The organism is Morganella psychrotolerans (assembly GCF_001676155.1).
GTDB classification, from domain to species: Bacteria; Pseudomonadota; Gammaproteobacteria; order Enterobacterales; family Enterobacteriaceae; genus Morganella; species Morganella psychrotolerans.
On record NZ_LZEW01000023.1, the window covers coordinates 174,872 to 194,651 of the forward strand.

At 49.8% G+C, this 19,780-nt stretch carries 15 protein-coding genes and 1 pseudogene; 5 read left to right on the forward strand and 11 right to left on the reverse strand.

Features of this window, described 5'->3' with window-relative positions; genetic code table 11:
- Positions 1-141: 141 nt before the first annotated feature.
- Positions 142-1,660, reverse strand: a pseudogene (gene dgt / locus AYY16_RS13910) (dGTPase).
- Positions 1,661-1,798: 138 nt separating this feature from the next.
- Between dgt and mtnN the strand changes: the two are divergent.
- From mtnN to AYY16_RS13925, 3 genes are all read left to right on the forward strand, one after another.
- Positions 1,799-2,500 carry a 5'-methylthioadenosine/S-adenosylhomocysteine nucleosidase gene (gene mtnN, locus AYY16_RS13915; protein WP_067368333.1) on the forward strand — a complete coding sequence of 234 codons (702 nt, stop codon included), beginning with the start codon at positions 1,799-1,801 and terminating at the stop codon, positions 2,498-2,500.
- Positions 2,497-3,312 (forward strand): vitamin B12 ABC transporter substrate-binding protein BtuF, encoded by an 816-nt coding sequence (gene btuF, locus AYY16_RS13920; protein WP_067367752.1) that lies wholly within the window; start codon positions 2,497-2,499, stop codon positions 3,310-3,312. Before mtnN ends, btuF begins: the two co-directional genes overlap by 4 nt.
- A gap of 481 nt (positions 3,313-3,793) precedes the next feature.
- Positions 3,794-4,762 (forward strand): macro domain-containing protein, encoded by a 969-nt coding sequence (locus AYY16_RS13925; RefSeq protein ID WP_067367755.1) that lies wholly within the window; start codon positions 3,794-3,796, stop codon positions 4,760-4,762.
- Between the two features lie 144 nt (positions 4,763-4,906).
- On the opposite strand, the gene AYY16_RS13930 is transcribed toward AYY16_RS13925, so the two are convergent.
- The 6 genes from AYY16_RS13930 to erpA all read right to left on the reverse strand — a co-directional run bounded on the left by AYY16_RS13930 (position 4,907) and on the right by erpA (position 11,961).
- Entirely contained in the window at positions 4,907-5,761 is an 855-nt protein-coding gene (locus tag AYY16_RS13930; RefSeq protein ID WP_067367758.1) for a dimethyl sulfoxide reductase anchor subunit family protein, read from the reverse strand.
- A gap of 11 nt (positions 5,762-5,772) precedes the next feature.
- Complete coding sequence (locus AYY16_RS13935; RefSeq protein WP_067367761.1) at positions 5,773-6,315, reverse strand: DMSO/selenate family reductase complex B subunit; 543 nt, start codon at positions 6,313-6,315, stop codon at positions 5,773-5,775.
- Positions 6,316-6,330: 15 nt separating this feature from the next.
- Entirely contained in the window at positions 6,331-8,910 is a 2,580-nt protein-coding gene (locus tag AYY16_RS13940; protein ID WP_067367764.1) for a molybdopterin-dependent oxidoreductase, read from the reverse strand.
- A gap of 35 nt (positions 8,911-8,945) precedes the next feature.
- Positions 8,946-9,623 carry a TorD/DmsD family molecular chaperone gene (locus tag AYY16_RS13945; protein ID WP_067367765.1) on the reverse strand — a complete coding sequence of 226 codons (678 nt, stop codon included), beginning with the start codon at positions 9,621-9,623 and terminating at the stop codon, positions 8,946-8,948.
- Positions 9,613-10,962: a radical SAM protein gene (locus AYY16_RS13950; RefSeq protein ID WP_067367771.1), complete on the reverse strand. Its 1,350-nt coding sequence runs from the start codon at positions 10,960-10,962 to the stop codon at positions 9,613-9,615. The genes AYY16_RS13945 and AYY16_RS13950 overlap by 11 nt, the downstream gene beginning before the upstream one ends.
- Positions 10,963-11,616: 654 nt before the next feature.
- A complete protein-coding gene (gene erpA / locus AYY16_RS13955; RefSeq protein WP_067367774.1) occupies positions 11,617-11,961 on the reverse strand; it encodes an iron-sulfur cluster insertion protein ErpA in 345 nt (114 codons plus the stop codon).
- Between the two features lie 364 nt (positions 11,962-12,325).
- Here erpA and hemL point away from each other — a divergent pair, with 364 nt between their 5' ends.
- Positions 12,326-13,606 carry a glutamate-1-semialdehyde 2,1-aminomutase gene (gene hemL, locus AYY16_RS13960; RefSeq protein ID WP_067367777.1) on the forward strand — a complete coding sequence of 427 codons (1,281 nt, stop codon included), beginning with the start codon at positions 12,326-12,328 and terminating at the stop codon, positions 13,604-13,606.
- A gap of 75 nt (positions 13,607-13,681) precedes the next feature.
- Here hemL and AYY16_RS13965 read toward each other — a convergent pair whose 3' ends face one another.
- Genes AYY16_RS13965 through AYY16_RS13980 form a run of 4 tightly spaced genes read right to left on the reverse strand, consistent with a single transcriptional unit; the run spans position 13,682 to position 18,235 of the window.
- Entirely contained in the window at positions 13,682-14,257 is a 576-nt protein-coding gene (locus AYY16_RS13965) for a molecular chaperone TorD family protein (RefSeq protein ID WP_067367780.1), read from the reverse strand.
- 12 nt (positions 14,258-14,269) lie between these two features.
- Positions 14,270-15,181, reverse strand: a complete 912-nt coding sequence (locus AYY16_RS13970) for a dimethyl sulfoxide reductase anchor subunit family protein (RefSeq protein ID WP_067367783.1) — start codon at positions 15,179-15,181, stop codon at positions 14,270-14,272.
- Positions 15,174-15,818 carry a DMSO/selenate family reductase complex B subunit gene (locus AYY16_RS13975; RefSeq protein ID WP_067367786.1) on the reverse strand — a complete coding sequence of 215 codons (645 nt, stop codon included), beginning with the start codon at positions 15,816-15,818 and terminating at the stop codon, positions 15,174-15,176. Before AYY16_RS13975 ends, AYY16_RS13970 begins: the two co-directional genes overlap by 8 nt.
- Complete coding sequence (locus AYY16_RS13980; RefSeq protein WP_067367789.1) at positions 15,815-18,235, reverse strand: DMSO/selenate family reductase complex A subunit; 2,421 nt, start codon at positions 18,233-18,235, stop codon at positions 15,815-15,817. Before AYY16_RS13980 ends, AYY16_RS13975 begins: the two co-directional genes overlap by 4 nt.
- A 505-nt stretch (positions 18,236-18,740) precedes the next feature.
- Here AYY16_RS13980 and AYY16_RS13985 point away from each other — a divergent pair.
- The gene (locus AYY16_RS13985) at positions 18,741-19,541 is read left to right on the forward strand and encodes an AraC family transcriptional regulator (RefSeq protein ID WP_067367792.1); all 801 of its coding nucleotides are present in this window, start codon (positions 18,741-18,743) and stop codon (positions 19,539-19,541) included.
- Positions 19,542-19,780: the final 239 nt, after the last annotated feature.

Here is a 19,780-nt window from a genome sequence, read left to right on the forward strand (position 1 = left end):
TATCAGATAACAGCTATTTCGTACTGAATACAGTGCGTCTATTTCAGCAACACCTGTTGATTAATCGTAGCAACAATACCAGAAATAATGAACAGGAATTGTTATATCACCAGAGCAGAGTTGCTGCCATTAATCAGCAGGTTACTGACAAACTGAAAAGCGCCGGTATTCTTCATAGGCGTAATGGTCTGTCATTCCGCTGATATAATCCTGAATCAGCCGGGCGCGGTAATAAAATTCCGATATATTTTTCTCATCTTCCGGTTTATCTGCCAGCGCTTCCACGGCTTCACTGTATGCAGCCCGCTGTTTGCGGGAAAGTTTATGCAACAACCGGGTTTCAATAAAATAGTGTTTATGGAAGTTTTCACGGACAAGTTCCGCAAAGTCCGGGCCGGACATCATTAACAGCGGCCGGTAAAAATCCAGAAGACCATTAATAATTTTAAAGCCCTGTAACTCCAGTTCTTCCACTTCGTGATGCGTGAACACATACTTAAACGCAACCCGTTTCAGCGTTTTCAACAGGCGGTGTTCTTCGCTTTTATCTTCCAGCAGCGCCAGATTATATGTGCCGTCAAACAGTGCCGGGAGATTATCAATAAACCGCCGCGCCGCGCAGGGCACCAGTTTATTGGTGATATATACCCGCAAATACATAAAAAAACTGATCCTGCGCGCTGCGGTGATGGTCGCGCGCAAGTGACGTATATGCACGCTCCACGGTTTCACTGAACAGTGCCGAATCCGGCTCCCCTTCCAGCGCCTGCCACTCCTGGCGCAGATAGATAACCAAAGAATCCGGCGTCAGAATGCCCTTTTCCACGGCATCATCCAGATCAGCAATACAATAAGAGATATCATCTGCCGCTTCCATAATATAACAGAGCGGAAAACGACAGAATTCGCCGAGCTGTAATTCCTCACGCAGACGCATGATCAGGGCGTTTTCAGACCAGTAATAACCCGGTTTTTTCGTCAGATAGCTGAATTTATCGGGCACCGGCGACTGCTGATACGCAGGCCGGGTATATTTCAGCACACTGCCGAGCTGGGCAAAGGTCAGGTTGAGTTTCAGCAGATGATGCGCCATTCTGATCCCCTGCGCATTGCCCTCAAACTGACACAAATCCCGGCGCAATATGCGCCGCAGTTCATCTGCCTGCGGGTAGCCGGTCAGTTTCAGTACCGCAATCTGACACTGATCCTCTGCTTCATTTTCACTGTGCGGTTCACCCAGCAGCGTACTGAACCATTTTTGGATAGCGGCCTCGCCAAAGTGCCCGAACGGCGGATTGCCGATATCATGCATCAGGCAGGCCATTTCGACGACACTCTCAAATGCATCAAGACGCTCATCCAGACCATATTCCGCAAGCTTTCCCGCTTGTTTTAACTGACTGAGGATCGTTTTGGCGATATAGCGCCCCACCTGCTGAACTTCAAGCGAATGAGTCAGGCGGCTGCGGACAGCAGAGTTGCGTTCAAGCGGAAATACCTGGGTTTTTTGTTGCAGCCGGCGGATAGCGGCAGAATTGATAATACGCCCGCGATCACTTTCAAATGCCTGATTAACAATATGTTCTTCAGCACATTTCTCAGATTGCGGTCCGAACTGGCGGTGAAAGTTCAGTTTCTTTTTGAAATCAATTACCGGCACATTGCCTCCGTCTTTTTATTCAGCCCGCGGCGTGACATTCTGACGGACGGGAAAAGACACATTCCGCCGGGATTCAGTGATAAACTGTTGCTGATTCGTTATTCTGTAGTTCAATTTCTATTCAGGGAGTATGACATAATGAAAGTCGGTATCATAGGTGCGATGGAGCAGGAAGTAACCCTGCTGCGTGATCAGATTACCAACATGCAAACCCTCAGTCACGGCGGTTGTGAGATCTATACCGGTCAGATTAACGGTACAGACGTGGCGCTGCTGAAATCCGGTATCGGTAAAGTTGCCGCCGCTATCGGCACAACGTTGCTGCTGGAACTGTGCAAACCGGATGTGGTCATTAATACCGGCTCTGCTGGCGGTCTGGCAACACATCTGAATGTCGGCGATATCGTCATCTCCACTGAAGTACGTTATCACGATGCGGATGTCACCGCATTCGGTTATGAACCGGGTCAGATGGCACAATGCCCGCCGGCATTTATTGCCGATGCCGGTCTTATCGCACTGACAGAAAAATGCATTAAGACAACAGGACTGAATGCTGTCCGTGGTCTGATTTGCAGCGGTGATGCCTTTATTAACGGCGCAGAGCCGCTGGCACGTATCCGCGCAAACTTCCCGTCCGTGGTTGCCGTTGAGATGGAATCCACCGCGATTGGTCATGTCTGCTATCAGTACAATGTGCCGTTTGTGGTTGTGCGCGCAATCTCTGATGTGGCGGATAAAGCGTCTCATCTCAGTTTTGATGAATTCCTGCCTCTGGCAGCAAAGCAGTCCTCCCTGATGGTGACAGAGATCCTCGCCAATATTGATACACTGAGATGATCCCGGTTTCCGGTTTTGTCCGCCGTCTGTGCCTTCCGCTGTTGCTGCTCGCAGCCTGCGGGGCACAGGCAGCCGCACAGCGGGTGATTGCACTGTCACCCTCTCTGGCTGAAATGGCATATGCCGCAGGCATGGGTGAAAACCTGGTCGGTGTCAGTGCCAATGCGGATTACCCGCCGCAGGCGAAAGGTATTGAGCAGGTATCCAACTGGCAGGGACTTAATCTTGAGCGCATTATCGCGCTTAAACCGGATCTCATTATGGCCTGGCGCGGTGGTAATCCGCAGCGTCCGCTGAGTCAGCTGGAGCATCTGGGCATAAAGGTTGAGTATTTTGACCCGAAAAATCTGGATGATATTGCCAATGACCTTGATCGTCTGGCGCCATACAGTACGCAGCCTGCACTGGCAGAAAAAGCTGCGGAGGATATGCGCCGGGGCGTTGAGTCACTGAAAGCCCGCTATCACAACAAACCGGAAAAACCGATTTTTCTCCAGTTTGGTCAAAACCCGATTTTTACCGCCTCCGGGACGACATTACAAAGTGAAGTGGTTTCCCTGTGCCGGGGTAAAAATATCTTCGCTGACAGTCCGGTACCCTGGCCGCAGGTTAACCGGGAGCAGGTACTGACCCGCAAACCGGAGATGATCCTGATATCCGGTGATGAACGGGAAGTCGGAAACGTCCGGCGTTTCTGGTCTCCGCAACTGAATGTCCCAATCATCACGATAAATGCCGACTGGTTCCAGCGTGGCACGCCCAGGTTATTACAGGCCGCAGGGGTGTTGTGTGAGAAGATTAATAATACTTAATATGAATATATCATGTTAACAATACGCCGCTGAAAATGCGGCATATTGCTGATGAATTCACCTTTATTTTAGTAACCTTATTATCTTAATAATGATTTTTAGTTACGAAATTAAATTTACAATGTTTAATCATTCCATTTTCATCTTATTTAAATTAATTTAAAACCAGCATAGTATATAAAATAACGTTACTTTAATATTTCAATAAGAGTCCATAACAGACTGATACTAAAATAAATTAAATAATCATCATCACAGAATAATAGCTATTTTCACTTAGCTAAAGTTATCCTTTTCATAACAAACCCAAGAAGATTCTGATATCAGTTGGTGTCGGAGAAAGCGACAATGTCAGAGGATTCTGGTCTCCGCAACCGGATAATTTATAATCTGAATAATTCCGGATTGGTTCGGCATGGCATATCTGCCTGTGATTAAAGGCCGCGGAGGAATTGAGTGAAAAAAGAAACGGACTGCAACGATGATTAAATACCTTAAAGGCGATTTACTGAGATCGGATGCCCGGGGTCTGGTTAACGCGGTTAACTGCCAGGGTGTAATGGGGAAAGGAATAGCCTATCAATTCAAACTGGATTATCCGATAAATGCGCGGGCCTATGAGGCTTTGTGTAAAAGCAATAAGATCGGTACCGGTCAGTTATCTGTTACCGAAGAGCACGGCCGGAATATTATTAATTTTCCGACCCGTGATAAATGGGATTCACCCTCCGGCTACGAATTTATCGAAAATGGTCTGCGGGAGCTGAAAGCGCTGATTAAAAAACAGGGACTGAAATCGGTGGCAATGCCTGCGCTCGGCTGCGGTAGCGGCGGGCTGGACTGGCGCCAGGTGGATAATCTGATCCAGACGCACCTCGGCGAATTAACCGATGTTGACATCATGGTGTATCCGCCGGCGAAATATATCGATGACCGTATCAGCCCGCGCCATGTATTAGTCTGGTGGATAGATAACTGCCTGCTGATCCCGTCCCGCTATAATCTGTATGTTGCGATTTATATCCTGCAACGGCTCAGCGGGGTGAATCTGTTTAATTTCAGCGGCACCATCAGCACCCTGCATTCAGATGATGTTGATGCGTATGTCAATGAATTACGTGACTGGATTGCTAATCATGGTATTGATTTTAATACATTGATTGATGTTCAGATCAAACTGAACAGAGAAAATCCGGAGAATCCGTTACCGGCGTTTGACCATTACCTTAACCGGGTGATGGGCTCGCTTAATCCGCTTACATACAGTGATCAGTCGCTGCTGCTGGCGATGGTGATTGACGGGTTATTACAGGGCAAGCCGATTAAAGAAATCACCGCTATCCTGCGCGAGCGTTATCAGGCGCGGGATATCGATTTTATCCTTTATCAGGCAAAAAATGGCGGGTTGCTGAAAGACAATATTTTAGGGGAAGTGATCCTGACCCGCTGATTACCCTCTGCCCTCTGTAAGTACAGCATAAAAAAATCCGGATGCATTCACGTCCGGATTTTTTATGACAAATGATTTAATTATATACCCAACGTCATTCAGGATGCAGCCAACGAACCTGCAGGTTGAATGAATAAGGGTATATCAGCCACCGAGAGAGAAGAAGACTACCCTGCCCACTACTTCTCCGGCAAAAACACAGACTGTTGCCAGTGACATTATCACTGTGGCATTGGTTATCTCAGCCTGTTTCTGACACAGCAGACGCCCGGCAAAAAACAATCCCAGACCAATCAGTACAACGCGGATAATATTCAGGCTCAGCAATCCTTCCGGCATCACACGCGGGGTCATTCCCGTATAGATTGGTTCGCCGATATTGCCCAGCAGTGACAGTGCGCCCAGCAGCATCAGCAGAAGCCCGGCAACACCTGCCGCCAGCGCAATTTTCACCACACGGCGGATCAATTCATCTTCACGGGCATAGCCCAGCGCCGTTACCAGCAGCAGCGCAGAGATTATCCCGCCGGTCAGCAGCATCGTTCCGGCAAAACCGGCAAACGTGAACAGACCACTCCACAGCGTGAACAAGGTATCGGCGTAAAGAGCAGACATCGCATACATATACACCAGCCCCGCTGCGGCACTTAACAGCAGCAGCAAGCCATTTACTTTCTGTTTTAACAGCAGCAGCGCAACACTGAGGAACAACAGCCCCATATAAACGGCGGTTGCCAGCACCTCACGGCTCATCCACGATGAAGAAACGTGCATCAGGGTGTAAAACATGTGCAGCGGATTTCCCATGTGGAACAGGGAGCCGAGCAACCCGGCACAGCCCAGCAAAAAGCTTGCTATCAGCGGCACACGCACCCATTTCATCGCGGTACGGGGATCTTTGCTGCCGAACAAACGGAAATAGCAGAGTAATGTGATCACCAGACAGCCGACTGACGCCTGCATAAATAAGGTGAATATAACAAGAGGCAGTTCATGCATGATAATTCTCCTTATCCTTTCATCCCGACCACAAGGTTCGGTTTGGTAATGGATGAGTTTGGCAGCCCGTCGATATCCGCGTTCGTACCGTATTTTTTGCGCAGTTCACTGATAAGACCGAACTCAATCGCACGCATCGGACAGGAGTCCACACACATCGGATTGCCGCCCTGCTCACGCAGATCCAGGCAGGTATCGCACTTGGTCATCATACCGATTGCAGGATCAAACTGCGGCGCTTCATACGGACACGCCCAGGTGCAATAACGGCAGCCCACACATTTGTCATGATCCACCAGCACCACACCATCCTCTTCACGCTTATGCATTGCCGTGGTCGGGCAATGGCTGACACACTGCGGGTCGTCGCAATGGTTACAGGCGATGGAAAGATGCCAGCGGCGCGGGCGCGGATATTCCCCGGCCTCAATGTCATACACCCGGCGGAAATTACGTCCGACTTCGAGGTCGTTCTTATCCTTACACGCCACAACACAGGTTTTACAACCGATGCAGGCAGCGACATTAATATAAAATCCTACTTGTTTGTCCATATCTGTCTGTGCCCCTTATCCGATGATCCGCTGCGGCAGTCGCGCATCTTCTGTCAACTGTTCGCCATGCCATTTTTCGATATTACACAGCATCGTGTTCCATCCGGATGTTCCAAGCCCGGTCGGCACCTGAATAGTCAGTGTGTTATCTGCCCCCGCCATATCAATGCCGGTGGTTTCATCCACATTGGTCCAGCTGCCGTGTGGCAGAGCGATCACGCCGGGTTTCATGGTCTGAGTAACCAGCGCCGGACGCAGAAGTTTACCCTGCGGACTGGTGACCATAACGGTTTCACCCTGCTTAATATCCAGGCGTTTTGCATCGGAAGCGTTAATATAGACAGGGCTCGGCCACTGCTCGCGCAGCCACGGCACGTTATCCAGCGTACTGTGTGAGCGCCGCAGATAGTGCGGGTTATAGACCTGGAACGGATAATCGCCTTTCTCTTTTTTGGCGAAATCACTGAAACTGGCTTCATAGCCGCTTGCTGACGGAATATACGCCGGAATAGGGGGTAATTCAGTCCAGCCGCACTCTTTCGCTTTCTCAACCAGGGTTTCGCAGTAGATTTCAAACTTACCGCTTGGTGTCGGACGCGGGTTTGCCGCCGGGTCGCGGATAAAATCTTCATAAGCAATATAACTGTAGTTATCATCCGGCGTGCGCTCTACCTGATACTTCCCTTTGGTCAGGAATTCATTGAGCGTGATGCGCCCGTCCTGCGGCGTACCGGTGACCTGCCATTCATCAATATCTGCCTGAGTGACCGTAAACAGCGGCGCTTTGGTAATACCGTCTTCCGTGATGATAGTGGCACCATTCAGCTTATTGAAAAACTGCTGTTTTTCGGAGATCGGGAAGATCTCATCCACATTCACACCCAGACGTTTACCCAGCTCTTTTGCTATCCACTGATCACTTTTTGCTTCATACAGTGGCGGAGTGACATTCACCGCAGCAATAATAACTTCGCGGTTACTCGGATTAAGAATGGTTCCCTCGCGCTCCCACTCAGTCGTCACCGGCAGGATCAGATCAGAATATTTCGCACAGGTATGCGGGACATACGCGGCGGTCGCGATAAACTCAACCCCCTGACGATAGGCTTCAATTCCCTGCATAATATTGGCACGGGTCTGTAAAGTGGCGTTAAACGGATGAAAAATCATCTGAATATTGGCATCCACATCACCCGTACCGCGCTGACGGAATTTTTTCTCCAGCAGTGCGCGGTTCAGTTCGTTGTGATTGATTTTCAGGCTGACCGGGTTTTTCACCGCAGGTAACCCATTTGCCCCGGCAACCACCAACCGCATTCCGTTATTACCCGCCGCAAAGTGACAGCTCACCCCGGTCATACGCCCCGGACGCCCCATATGCCCGGTCATAAATCCGAGTGTTGAAAACGCCTGAACCCATCCTTCACCGTTATGAATACGCGCAGGCGCCCAACCGGTTAACAGCGCCACCCGCTGTGTGCCGCCGATCTGACGGGCAAGCGAACGGATATCAGATGCAGAAATTCCGGTAATATCCGATGCCCATTCAGGGGTTTTCGGTTCACCGGTGTAGGTTCCCAGCAGGTAATCTTTGAAGTTTTTCTGACGATCCGCACCCGCAGGCATATTGGTTTCATCAAAGCCCACCGTGCAGTTGCGCAGAAAATCCCAGTCAATCAGCGGATTAGCCGGGCTATCCATCTCCAGCAGTGCGGACATAATACCCAGCGCCAGTGCGTGATCGGTTCCCGGATTAATCGGATACCAGTCTGCATCCATCAGTTCTGCCGTTGCCGTGTAGCTCGGATCAATACTGATAAAACGCGCACCGGCTTTTTTCGCCTGATAATAGTTATACGTCGGGCTGCCCGGGCTGCTCCAGGCCGGGTTCGCACCCCACATCACAATCAGCTGTGAATTGCGCATATCAAAACGGTCGTTGGTGCCGAAGGTGTAAAACCCTTCCAGCAATCCCAGATGTGCCGGGGTTTCAAACCAGGCGCCCCAGGAGGTGGTTCCCCAGTCACCGGTAAAACCGCCCGCTTTGGCGAACACACTCTGGAAATCAGTACCATTACCGCCGGTCACCCAGAGAGATTCGTTGCCGTGTTGTCCGGTGATCCGTTTTGTTTCGGAGGCGACGATATCCAGTGCCTCATCCCAGCTGATACGCACCCACTGGTCACGCCCGCGCAGGGTTTTATCCCCGCCGCCCGGTGCCCAGCCTTTGCGTTTCATCGGGTATTTCAGGCGATCTGCGCCGAAAACCTGTTTGCGCTGAGAGCGCCCGCGCAGACACCCGCGCTGCTGCGGGAAGTCCGGTGAATCGGCAACCACATCATCGGTTTTTTGTCTGACTACCACGCCATCAACGACCAGCGCTTTGTTTACACAGCGCCCGCCGCAGTTATGCCAGCAGGCGACCGGTTTCCACTGCCCTTTGGCAGCCGTCCCGGTGACGGGGGTTGTTTTTTCCGGTGCTGGTGTTGCAGCGTGAAGTTGTCTGCTTAACGGCAGTGCAGCCATAGCTGATGCCGCTGTCGTCCATTTTACAAATGAACGGCGGGTTAAGCCTGTTTTTTGTCTGTCTGACATTGCTCATACCTCATCATCAGGTTTTAAAATTATTATTATAAGTTTATTAATTCATTGATTTTTTTGTGATCATTACGGGTAAAAACTTCAAGAAGAGTACTGAACTGACGGTAAAATACCGTCTCTGCGTGATTATTCAGTTCACGGCAGAACGGCGTCATAAAGGCCAGTAAATGCGCCTCCATAAATTCGGCTGATGCCTGCAACGGCGCGTTAATGTCTTCAATCTGCCCGCCATCAAGCGCCTGTGACGCTTTCACACTCAGGTTCCACAGAAAATCAAGCTCATAACCGATATGATCGGCGGCCTCATATTCTGTTTCCGGCAGATGAAATCCGTGCTGCTGATAAAAAGTTTTGACACTCAGGGTGCTTTCCTGGAACAACAATTTATCCCGCGAGACATACACTGATTCCCAGGGCGCGGCAGGCGGGGATTCAGGTCCGATAAATAACCGGGTGAAATCCCAGTGCAGAGTTTCAAAATCGGATGCTCCGCTTTTAAGCATGCGGGTATTCAAATCATCCTGCATTGCATCCAGCGCAGTCTGCATGGCAGGCAGGCTCTCATCTGCGGGGAACAGAGACAGCCCCTCATCGCGCAGGTAGATAAGCAGTTCTGCTATCGGCTCTTCTGTCAGCAGACGGCGCAATACGTCATAAGCAAACTGACGCGCATACAGATAATCAAGTTCCCGGCTGTCACTGCTCACATACACCTCCGTGTATATCATCAGGCGAAAATTCAGCGGGTGTGGTGAATTCCACCCGCACTTCTTTAATTAACGGATTACCCTGCCCGTCGTCTTCCGCAATATGGGAAGTCAGCGCAACGGGCAGATCGGGGAAATGTGTCAGGTGCATAATCGATTCAGGATTGAATTGTAAAAAACCATGCAGAATATCTTCATGAAACGGCAGACCAGCCTCACGCAGGATAGCAGCGACACATGAACAATCGTCACCGAACACCTTGGCGCTTTTGAAGAAATAATCACGCGGAGAAAAAATATAGTGCGGACCGGCGCTGAGAAACGCATTGCTCTGATACACCTGCCCGGTGTGTTTGTTTTCCAGCGAGCAGTAATGCACACCCGGGGAAAGATTATTTTCCAGGGCAAATTTCAGCACCCGCAAACAGGCAAGTTCGCTGTCGGCAACCGCCAGTCCGCCCGCGTACCAATAGTTGTAATACACCTCATAGGGCGGATTTTTCAGGGCAAAGCCCCGCGTCTGATATTCAGGGCTGTTGGTCAGCGGAAAGCAAAACTCCAGCAGATTAATACCGTCGATGCCGATAGCATCCAGTTTCAGCAGCAGTTCATTCATCTGTTCTTCACTGCCCGGGATAACCGGCATCTCCACCATGACGTCAGGGAAAATCTCCCGCGCCAGTGCGATACGGCTGAGTACTTTTTCCAGTTTTTCCGGCGGATCGTCAATTTTGATACTGAAACGCACCTCTTTCAGACCCGCTGCCGCCAGTGCCAGCGCAGTATTGCGATCCAGCGGATCTCCTGCGGTATAGAGTCTGGTATGAACGCCGGGCAGTTTTTCCTGTACAGTCTCAAAGAAACGGATACTTTCCTGACGGAACAACAGCGGCTCGCCGCCGGTCAGTGCAATGTGGCTCAGCGGATAGCCCTCTTCCACAATCGCATTCACTTCACCAATAGCATCCCGCATTTCATGCTGAAAACCATCGTAATTTTCCTGGTTCGGATTGAAGCAAAAATAGCAGTCGCGGTGGCATTTCAGCGATAAAAACGTGGTATAGCTGCCCTCTCCCGTGCGGCATTGCACACAGGCGCCGGACAGCCATTTACTGTGAATACTTTTGCCGTTATTCGAAAATGTTGCCCCCAGCGCCTTCACCTCGCTTCGCAGTAGATCAATCTGCGCCTGACGCCGGTGTGGCGCTTCAAATACCAGCCCATACTGCGCGATCGCCTGCTGCGTCTGTTTTTCAATATCAAGATAGCGCTGTGCATAGCGCTGCAATGTGCTGTTGCGATAAGTGCTCAGGCATTGTTCTGTCAGCGGGTAAATCATGGCTGTTCCTTTACGTATATTGCCGGGGACAGTCGGCGGGTGTCACGATGTGATGGTTAACAGCCGGTGATGTGATTCCCGCCGGGTTATTCTCATATTTACGGAGGAATAGGTGTAATATTTTTACATCTTTAGTGTAGAGGAATGAAATATAAGGTTATTGAGCAGGATCAAAAATGTTTTCACCTTTATTACCCTGTTATTATTTAACGCTGTAAATTAAAATATATAGCGAATATGGCGGGCAATTAATATCATTAATATGATAACAAACAAAAAATGGTAATAAATACATTTTAAATCAATAAGTAACAGTTTACTGTTGGTTTTTACATAACACAAAAATATCAGATACTTTATTTAATCGGTCATTTTATTATCAATATCAGAAAGATTAAAAATAATATTATTATGTTTCATTTTGTTAATTCAGCCGTATTAATAACAATCAACTGCCATACATATACTGTTATTCATAATATAAAGATATCCTGTTTCAGCCGGAGATTCTTTATTTTCCGACATACCGGAATAATATAGCACTAATACACCTGTTAACTCTGCGCTACATCTGTCCGGTAGTATTATTCACTTTTTACCTGATAAAAAAAACGGACGCCTGCGCGTCCGTTCTGATAGCTGCCGGTAATTCAATCAGATACTGAATGAAGAACCACAGCCGCAGGTAGTTTTGGCATTCGGGTTGGTGACGATAAACCGCGAGCCTTCCAGCCCTTCAGTATAATCCACACAACCGCCGACCAGATATTGCAGGCTCATCGGGTCAACCACCAGCGCCACACCTTCTTTCTCGATAGTCATGTCGCCGTCATTCATGGCATCATCAAAGGTGAAACCATACTGAAACCCGCTGCACCCGCCGCCGGTGATATAAACACGCAGGCGCAGGTTCGGATTTTCTTCATCCGAAATCAGGATTTTTACTTTTTTAGCTGCCGCATCAGTAAATTGCAGGGGCAGTGCTGAATCATCGCTCATTTATTACTCCAGACTGGCCGCGACCAGTAAACACACTCAGAAAGCTGTCAGCTCCCGGACATTATTACCAATTATCTACCACCTCACAGAATCGTTCAAGTTTCGCCACACATAAAGCGCAGTAACCATATTGTTAGTAAGGATATATATCCTTATTCATTCAAACCGCAGGTTCGTTGGCCGCGTTCAGCCCGCCGGGTCACATAGTTTATCTATGCTCCCCGGTGGGCTAAACTTGCCGCCTGCCTGCATCTTGAATGACGTTGGATATAGTCCTCACAAGAATAATGTGACAAGTTGGATTCAGCCGCGCTCTCCATTACACTATACCCACTTTCCGCTCACTGACTGACAGGAGCCCTGCATGAGCCGCTCTGAAACCTTGTACACCGAAGCACAGCACTTTATCCCCGGTGGAGTAAACTCCCCGGTCCGCGCGTTTAACGGCGTCGGCGGTACCCCGCTGTTTATTGAACGTGCCAACGGGGCGTATATTTATGATGTCGACAGCAAAGCCTATATTGACTATGTCGGCTCCTGGGGACCGATGGTGCTGGGTCATAACCACCCGGCTATCCGCACGGCGGTGATTAAAGCTGTAGAGAAAGGGCTGAGTTTCGGCGCGCCGACCGCTGATGAAGTCGAAATGGCAAAATTTGTCACCGAACTGGTGCCATCCATGGATATGGTGCGCATGGTGAACTCCGGAACGGAAGCGACCATGAGCGCTATCCGCCTGGCGCGTGGTTACACCGCCCGCGATAAAATCATCAAGTTTGAAGGTTGCTATCACGGACATGCAGACTGCCTGTTAGTCAAAGCCGGTTCCGGCGCACTGACTATCGGTCAGCCAAACTCACCGGGTGTCCCGGCGGATTTTGCCAAACACACGCTGACCTGCACTTATAATGACCTGGATTCTGTCCGTGAAGCCTTTGAAAAACATCCTCACGAAGTTGCCTGCATTATTGTCGAGCCGGTTGCCGGTAATATGAACTGCATTCCACCGGCAGCAGATTTCCTGCCGGGACTGCGTGCATTGTGTGACGAATTCGGCGCACTGCTGATTATCGACGAAGTGATGACCGGCTTTCGTGTCGCCCTCGGCGGCGCACAGGCGTATTATGATGTTGAACCGGATCTGACCTGCCTGGGTAAAATTATCGGCGGCGGAATGCCGGTCGGTGCATTCGGCGGGCGTGGTGAGATCATGGAAAAACTCGCGCCGACAGGTCCGGTTTACCAGGCGGGCACTCTCTCCGGTAATCCGATTGCCATGGCAGCCGGTCTTGCCTGTTTGCAGGAAATTTCACAACCCGGTGTGCATCAGCGCCTGACTGAACTGACAGAAATGCTGGCGGAAGGTCTGACTGCGAAAGCACAGCAAGCGGGTATTCCGTTTGTGGTCAATTATGTCGGCGGAATGTTCGGGATGTTCTTTACTGATTCACCGACTGTCACCTGCTATCAGGATGTGATGAATTGTGATGTGGAGCGCTTCAAAAAGTTCTTCCATCTGATGCTGGAAAAAGGGATTTATCTCGCACCATCCGCCTTTGAAGCCGGATTTATGTCTGTCGCGCACAGTGATGAAGATATCCGCAAAACCATTGATGCTGCCGCTTATGCATTTTCGAAACTGTAATCTGCGGTGATCAGCTATAATCTGCGCCCGGTCACTGTACCGGGCGTTTTTATAGTGAAAGGAAAACGCAATAAATTACTTATGCTTCACAAACGCACGAGCCGTCACCAGCGCCAGTTGTGTCAGTGCTGAATAAAACGGGCTGTGCCCGTGAGCATTAAGGCGTTCTGCGTAATGGGGCAGCCAGGTTAGCAGGTGCTGACTCAGCAGTGTATTTACTGCTGGTGCCCGCATTTCTGATGCTAATACTGCCGCCTGAAATAAAATCAGCCCGATGTGATCCGCAGGTTCCGGATACGCCGTGCTGAGTTTCAGCCGCTCCTGCTTTAAAAATGCATTCAGTGCCAGGGTGGAATCTCCCTGTAACAACCCTTCCGCATCCTGGTAAACCGAGCCCCACGGCGGCGCCGGTAGTGCCCCGGGACCGGCAAACAAATCCTGCCAGGCAGCTTTCAGTGTTTCTGAACCACAACTGACAGCGCTGCTCAACTGTGTACGGAGTGCTTCATCCACCTCACAGGGCCATTGCTGCGCAAACCCCGGCTGAGTAAACAGGCGCATAGCAACGCGGTTGCTGTCATCATCCGGTGAGAACAGATAACAAATACCCAGCACGTTAAACGCCGCCGCATAATGGGAGATCTTACTCATCAGGCACTCCCGTCAGGCGTGAATATAATAGAAGACATAACGCAGCATAAATTCTGCAATAATGGTCAGCAGACACCCGGTAAGAAATAACCCACCCGCCGCCTGATACTCCGTATCCCGTCTTTTCGCCGATCCTGCACGAACCAGTGTGATACCACACAAAAGAAGCCCGGCAACCGCCATAATCCAGGTGCTTATCCGCAATCCGGCAATGCTGTAATAGGCGGTGATGGGTGAGAGCGGAAAAGTAACCGATTTTTGCGATAACTGTGTGGCGGTCAGCCAGTGCTCATAAAATGGCTGATATAACAGGCGCCCGGTCAGGCTTACCGCCATCACACTCCACAACAGCCACAAACGGGAAACAGACAGATAGTCCGCCGGGACAATAACCCCCGCTTTATGACCAAACCGCTGAACAAACATCATCATCAGCACATACAGTGCCACACCCAGGCTCAGCATAGTGGCGAAAAACATCAGATAGGTATTGGCATCATTCCACGTCAGAATCGAGGTATAGCGGTAAATCGACGCCATACAGTAAATATCAGCCAAACCAATCGCCATTGCTGCGCCAAACAGCAGAAAAGAGAGTTTTCCCGATTTCCACAACCAGAGGAATGTCACACCCAGGCTGCCGACAAATGCTGCCGTCACCACCACTTCACGGCTGAGCCAGGCCGTAAAGACATTATTAATGGCATTCGGGGCATTTAACGGCACACCAAGGTGCGTGATAGATGCCACTGATCCGATCCCCGCAATAATGCAGATAATAAAGATTGTCAGCATCATCATGCGTTTAAAACTGTCTGCCGTGAGGCGGCGGGAGAGCGGTGCGGCAAACACCCCGCTCACAACGCACAACCCCACCGCCGCATTCATCATGTAAGTGAAAATTAAAAGCGACCACTCATTCATTTTCTTTTCTCTCACTGTTTATGTCATCAAAACGTGCCCCGTGATGCGCATTGATCACCAGGTTTGGCTGTGTAATGGACGGATCAGGCAGACCGGTTACATAATCCAGATTGCCGTATTTCGCCCGCAACTCATCAATCGGTCCGAACTGAATCGCGCCCAGCGGACACGTGCTGACACACACCGGCTGCTCACCTTTTTGTTGTAAATCAATGCAAAAATCGCATTTCGACATCTGTTTGGTTTCCGGGTTCATCTGCGGCGCACCATACGGACATGACCACGCACAGGCACCACAGCCGACACATTTGTCTGTATTGACCATCACTATGCCGTCGCCTTCGCGCTTGTGCATTGCTGTCGTCGGGCAGTTGCGGACACAAATAGGGTCTTTGCAGTGGTTACAGGAAATGGAGAGCGTGTAAGCAAACACATTGTTGATCAACGCACCATTATTGTTACGGCTGTAACCACCGCCGGTCATTTCATACACCCGGCGGAAACGGCGTCCGACATCTAAATTGTTTTTATCTTTACAGGCAACCTGACAGGCTTTGCAGCCGGAGCAGCGGGCTGAATCAATATAAAACCCTAACTGTTTTTCACTGACTGCCGGATAAATAATGAATTTACTCATGCTTTTTCCACCTCAACTAATAGTGTCTGGTGCGCATTACCGTGAGCCAGCGCCGTACTGCGTGACGAGGTAAGCACATTGGCACAACCGCCCTGATCAACACCGTTACTGTCCGGCAGCCACCAGGCACCCGCCTGGAGCGCAACCACACCCGGCATAATTCGTTGGGTAATTTTTACCGGGATCATCGTGATGCCGCGCCCGTTATAGATCTTCACTTTGTCGCCGTCATTAATACGGCGATCTTGTGCGTCAAACGGATTGATCCACAGTTCCTGGCGCTGCACTTCCTGTAACCAGGGGTTGGCAAACTGCGTGGAGTTTGCGCGGTTCCGCCCTTTCCAGGTGATTAATTGCAGCGGATAGGTTGTGGTGAGCGTGTCTTCCGGACCTTCAACCGCAGGCACATAATGGGAGAGCGCCGGAATTTCCGGGTTATCCATGTCATACAGGCGTTTGGAGAAGATCTCTATTTTGCCGGACGGGGTCGGGAACGGATTGTTTTCGATATCCTGAATGTTTTTTTCAAACGCCACATTCTGCGTATGCGGACGGTGCGTTAATAAATGACGGCGTTTGACCAGCAGTTCATCAAAGGTTGGAATATTATCTTCCGGACGCTTAATTGCCGCATCATTTACCAGGTATTCAATCCAGTCGCGATCAGTGCGGTGACCGGCGGTAAATTCATCATATACACCCAGTTTTTCCGCCACTTCACACAGCCAGTCATAATCTGTGCGGCGCTCAAAATCCGGTTCAATCGCTTTTTCCGAGAGGATCAGGTAATCGCCGTAACTCCAGGTGCCGCCGATATTCCAGCGCTCCAGAAAACTGGTTTCCGGCAGCAAAAGATCGGCGTATTTCGCACTCGGCGTCAGATAGAGATCACTGCACACGATAAATTCAACTTTTGATTCATCCTCCAGCACTTTTGCGGCATGCAGAATGTCAGTGTTCTGATTTGTCATGTAGTTACCCGCCATCGAGAAGATCATTTTGATCTCTGTGCCGAGTTTTTCTGCATTCTTCAGACCGTTTGCCGGTGTGACCAGCGTTTTGTCTTCACACGCCTGCACCCAGTTGGTGATATTGATTTTTTCTTTAACCGGATTATCAAACAGCGCCGGTCCGGCAATGGTTTTGCGCAGATCCGGATTCAGTGCCATGCCGTAACCCGCCGCCCAGCCGCCGCGCACACCCACGTTTCCGGTGATCGTTGCCAGCAAAGTGGCACCCCGGGCGCTACGCTCGCCACAGATATGGCGCTGTGGTCCCCAGCCCTGCATCAGCACCGCCGGTTTGGTTGAGGCATATTCACGCGCCAGTTGGCGGATAGTGTCCGCCGGGACTTTGGTTATTTTCTCCGCCCATTCAGGGGTTTTGGCGATACCGTCTTTTTTCCCGGTCAGATACGCCACCAGCGATTCATTGTCAGCAACGCCTTCCGGCATCTGATCTTCACTGAATCCCAGAGTATATTTATTGATAAATGCCTGATCGTGGAGGTTTTCTGTCACGATGACATGCATCATCGCATCCATCATGGCGTTATCTGTAGTCGGCAGAATCGGTATCCATTGATCCGCCAGAGAAGAGGCAGTATCGGAATAGCGCGGGTCAACGATAATAAATTTTGTGCCGTTCTTTTTCATCTTCTGGAAATAGTGGTTGCTGTGCCCGAAAATCGTTTCATTCGGATTATGCCCCCACAAAATTACCAGCGGGGTATTGTCGAGTGTATCCAGTGTACTGCCGCTGGCAGACGTGCCATAGGTGTACGGCGTTGCCGCCATGGTGTTGCCGTTACTGACCGAGTGATAATTTTCCAGGAACCCGCCGGTCAGGTTAAACAGGCGGCGCAGCATGTTGGCACCGGAAAAAATCCCGCCGGTCACACCCGTACTCAGGCTGACAAAGCGCGATGCCGGACCGTATTTATCACTGATCCGCTGCCATTGCTGCGCAATCAGTGATGTCGCATCTTCCCAGCTTATCCGCTCAAAGCGCCCTTCGCCCCGTTTACCGACGCGTTTCATCGGGTATTTCAGGCGATCCGGGTGATAAATAAATTTCCGGTAACCGCGCCCGCGCACACAGGCCCGCATGATCGGCATCTCTTCATTTAAATCAGCATCCGGGCGCGTCGTAATACGAATGGCCTGACCATCTTTAATATGGGCGCGGATATCACACTTGCCGCCGCAGTCAAAACTGCTGCATGTGGGAACAACCCGCACACCGTCATCTACCGGATGTACCGGGATGTGTGCCGGATCAGGTGAAACGGAAGCAATACTTTCTGATGCCAGAAATGGCACCGCAGATAATACAGAACTGACCTGTATAAAGCGCCGGCGGCTTATTTCGCCGATAGCGCCGGAATCTTCATTATCATGGCCGGATTGATGACTCATAGTGGATTTACCCCGGGTGAGAAACAGAGAGCAACATTTATACCCTTATTCATTCAAACTACAGGTTCGTTGGCTGCATCCTGAATGACGTTGGGTATAAAACAGGAAATAATAAATAATATTTAATTTTAAATGACCGGAAATAATGCCGTGCTCCCGGTAACGTATTAATAACCGGAAACAATCAGAATCTGAATAAACAGAATGGCGGCAGTAAAATGGTAATGGATTTATATATTGCTGCCATACGCAAACCGGACAAGGGCATTTGAATTTCAGCCTCTTTTCCGCCACTGTTAATTTAATACGGTATAGTTGTTGCTCAATACACCTGAATGTATACCCTTATTCATTCAAACTGCAGGTTCGTTGGCTGCATCCTGAATGACGTTGGGTATATATAATGACAAAATGTTATCGTAAAGCACCTGTTTTGCGGCACAGGATCTGATATAACAGCCGGCAGACCGTCATCTTGAGTCAGAAAGCAGGGAGCACATCACTTATGAGAAATATTCCGTTAAAAAGCGTGGATAATATTGCGCGGGATGTTATTGCGCTGGGAACCGATTATCTGCCGGATACCCTGCTGGAGTACCATTCTCACCGGCGGGCACAGTTTCTCTACCCGGCAACGGGGTTGATTGAAGTCAGTACCGCAGGCGGTGAATGGGTTATTCCGCCTTCCTGTGGCGTGTGGATCCCGCCGCTGATTGCCCATGAAACCCGCATGCTGAATGTCAGCACCCGCAGTCTGTATATTGAACCGGCTGCAAAGCCGCGCCACTGCGCAGATTGCGAAGTCCTGAGTGTCTCTCCGCTGTTACGCCAGTTACTGCTTGAAGCCGCTGATGTGCCCGCTGAATATGATATTCAGGGGCGCGACGGAATGCTGATGCAGTTGATCCTCTGTGAACTGAGCCGCGCCCGTCCCCTGCCGTTTTTTGTGCCGGTCCCGCGGGATGAAAAGCTCGGTGTTATGTGTCGTGAGTTTATGCGCAGCCCGGTGATAACCTCTCAGCCCGGAGCCTGGGCAGAAAAACTGCATAAAAGTGAGCGCTCATTCAGCCGGTTTTTCCGCACACAAACCGGGATGTCTTTCTCAGAATGGCGTCAGCAGGCGTGTCTGCTTAATTCTCTTTCTCATATATTATCGGGAAAATCGATTACAGAGATTGCTTATGACCTGGGCTATAACAGTGCCGGGGCTTTTTCTATTATGTTTAAGAAACAGATGGGTCAGTCACCCTCCCATTTTAAAGTGGATGATGTGGATATCCGGCATTTTTTAATTTGTCTTTTCTGACATTTAAACTTATTATGACACTAATATTAAAGTTGATTTAATTCACCCCCTCAATAAGCAGATATTAATTTTAATTGATCTGCATCAATTACGAAGAAGTAACTACTACTTTGTGATTATTCAAATTGTGCTTAATCTCCCGATTAATTTTAATTAAACATTAAAGTTCACTTTCATTGATTTCAGGCAATATAAATTCAACCTTTGCTGATATTCTCCTCATGATTTTTTACAAATAT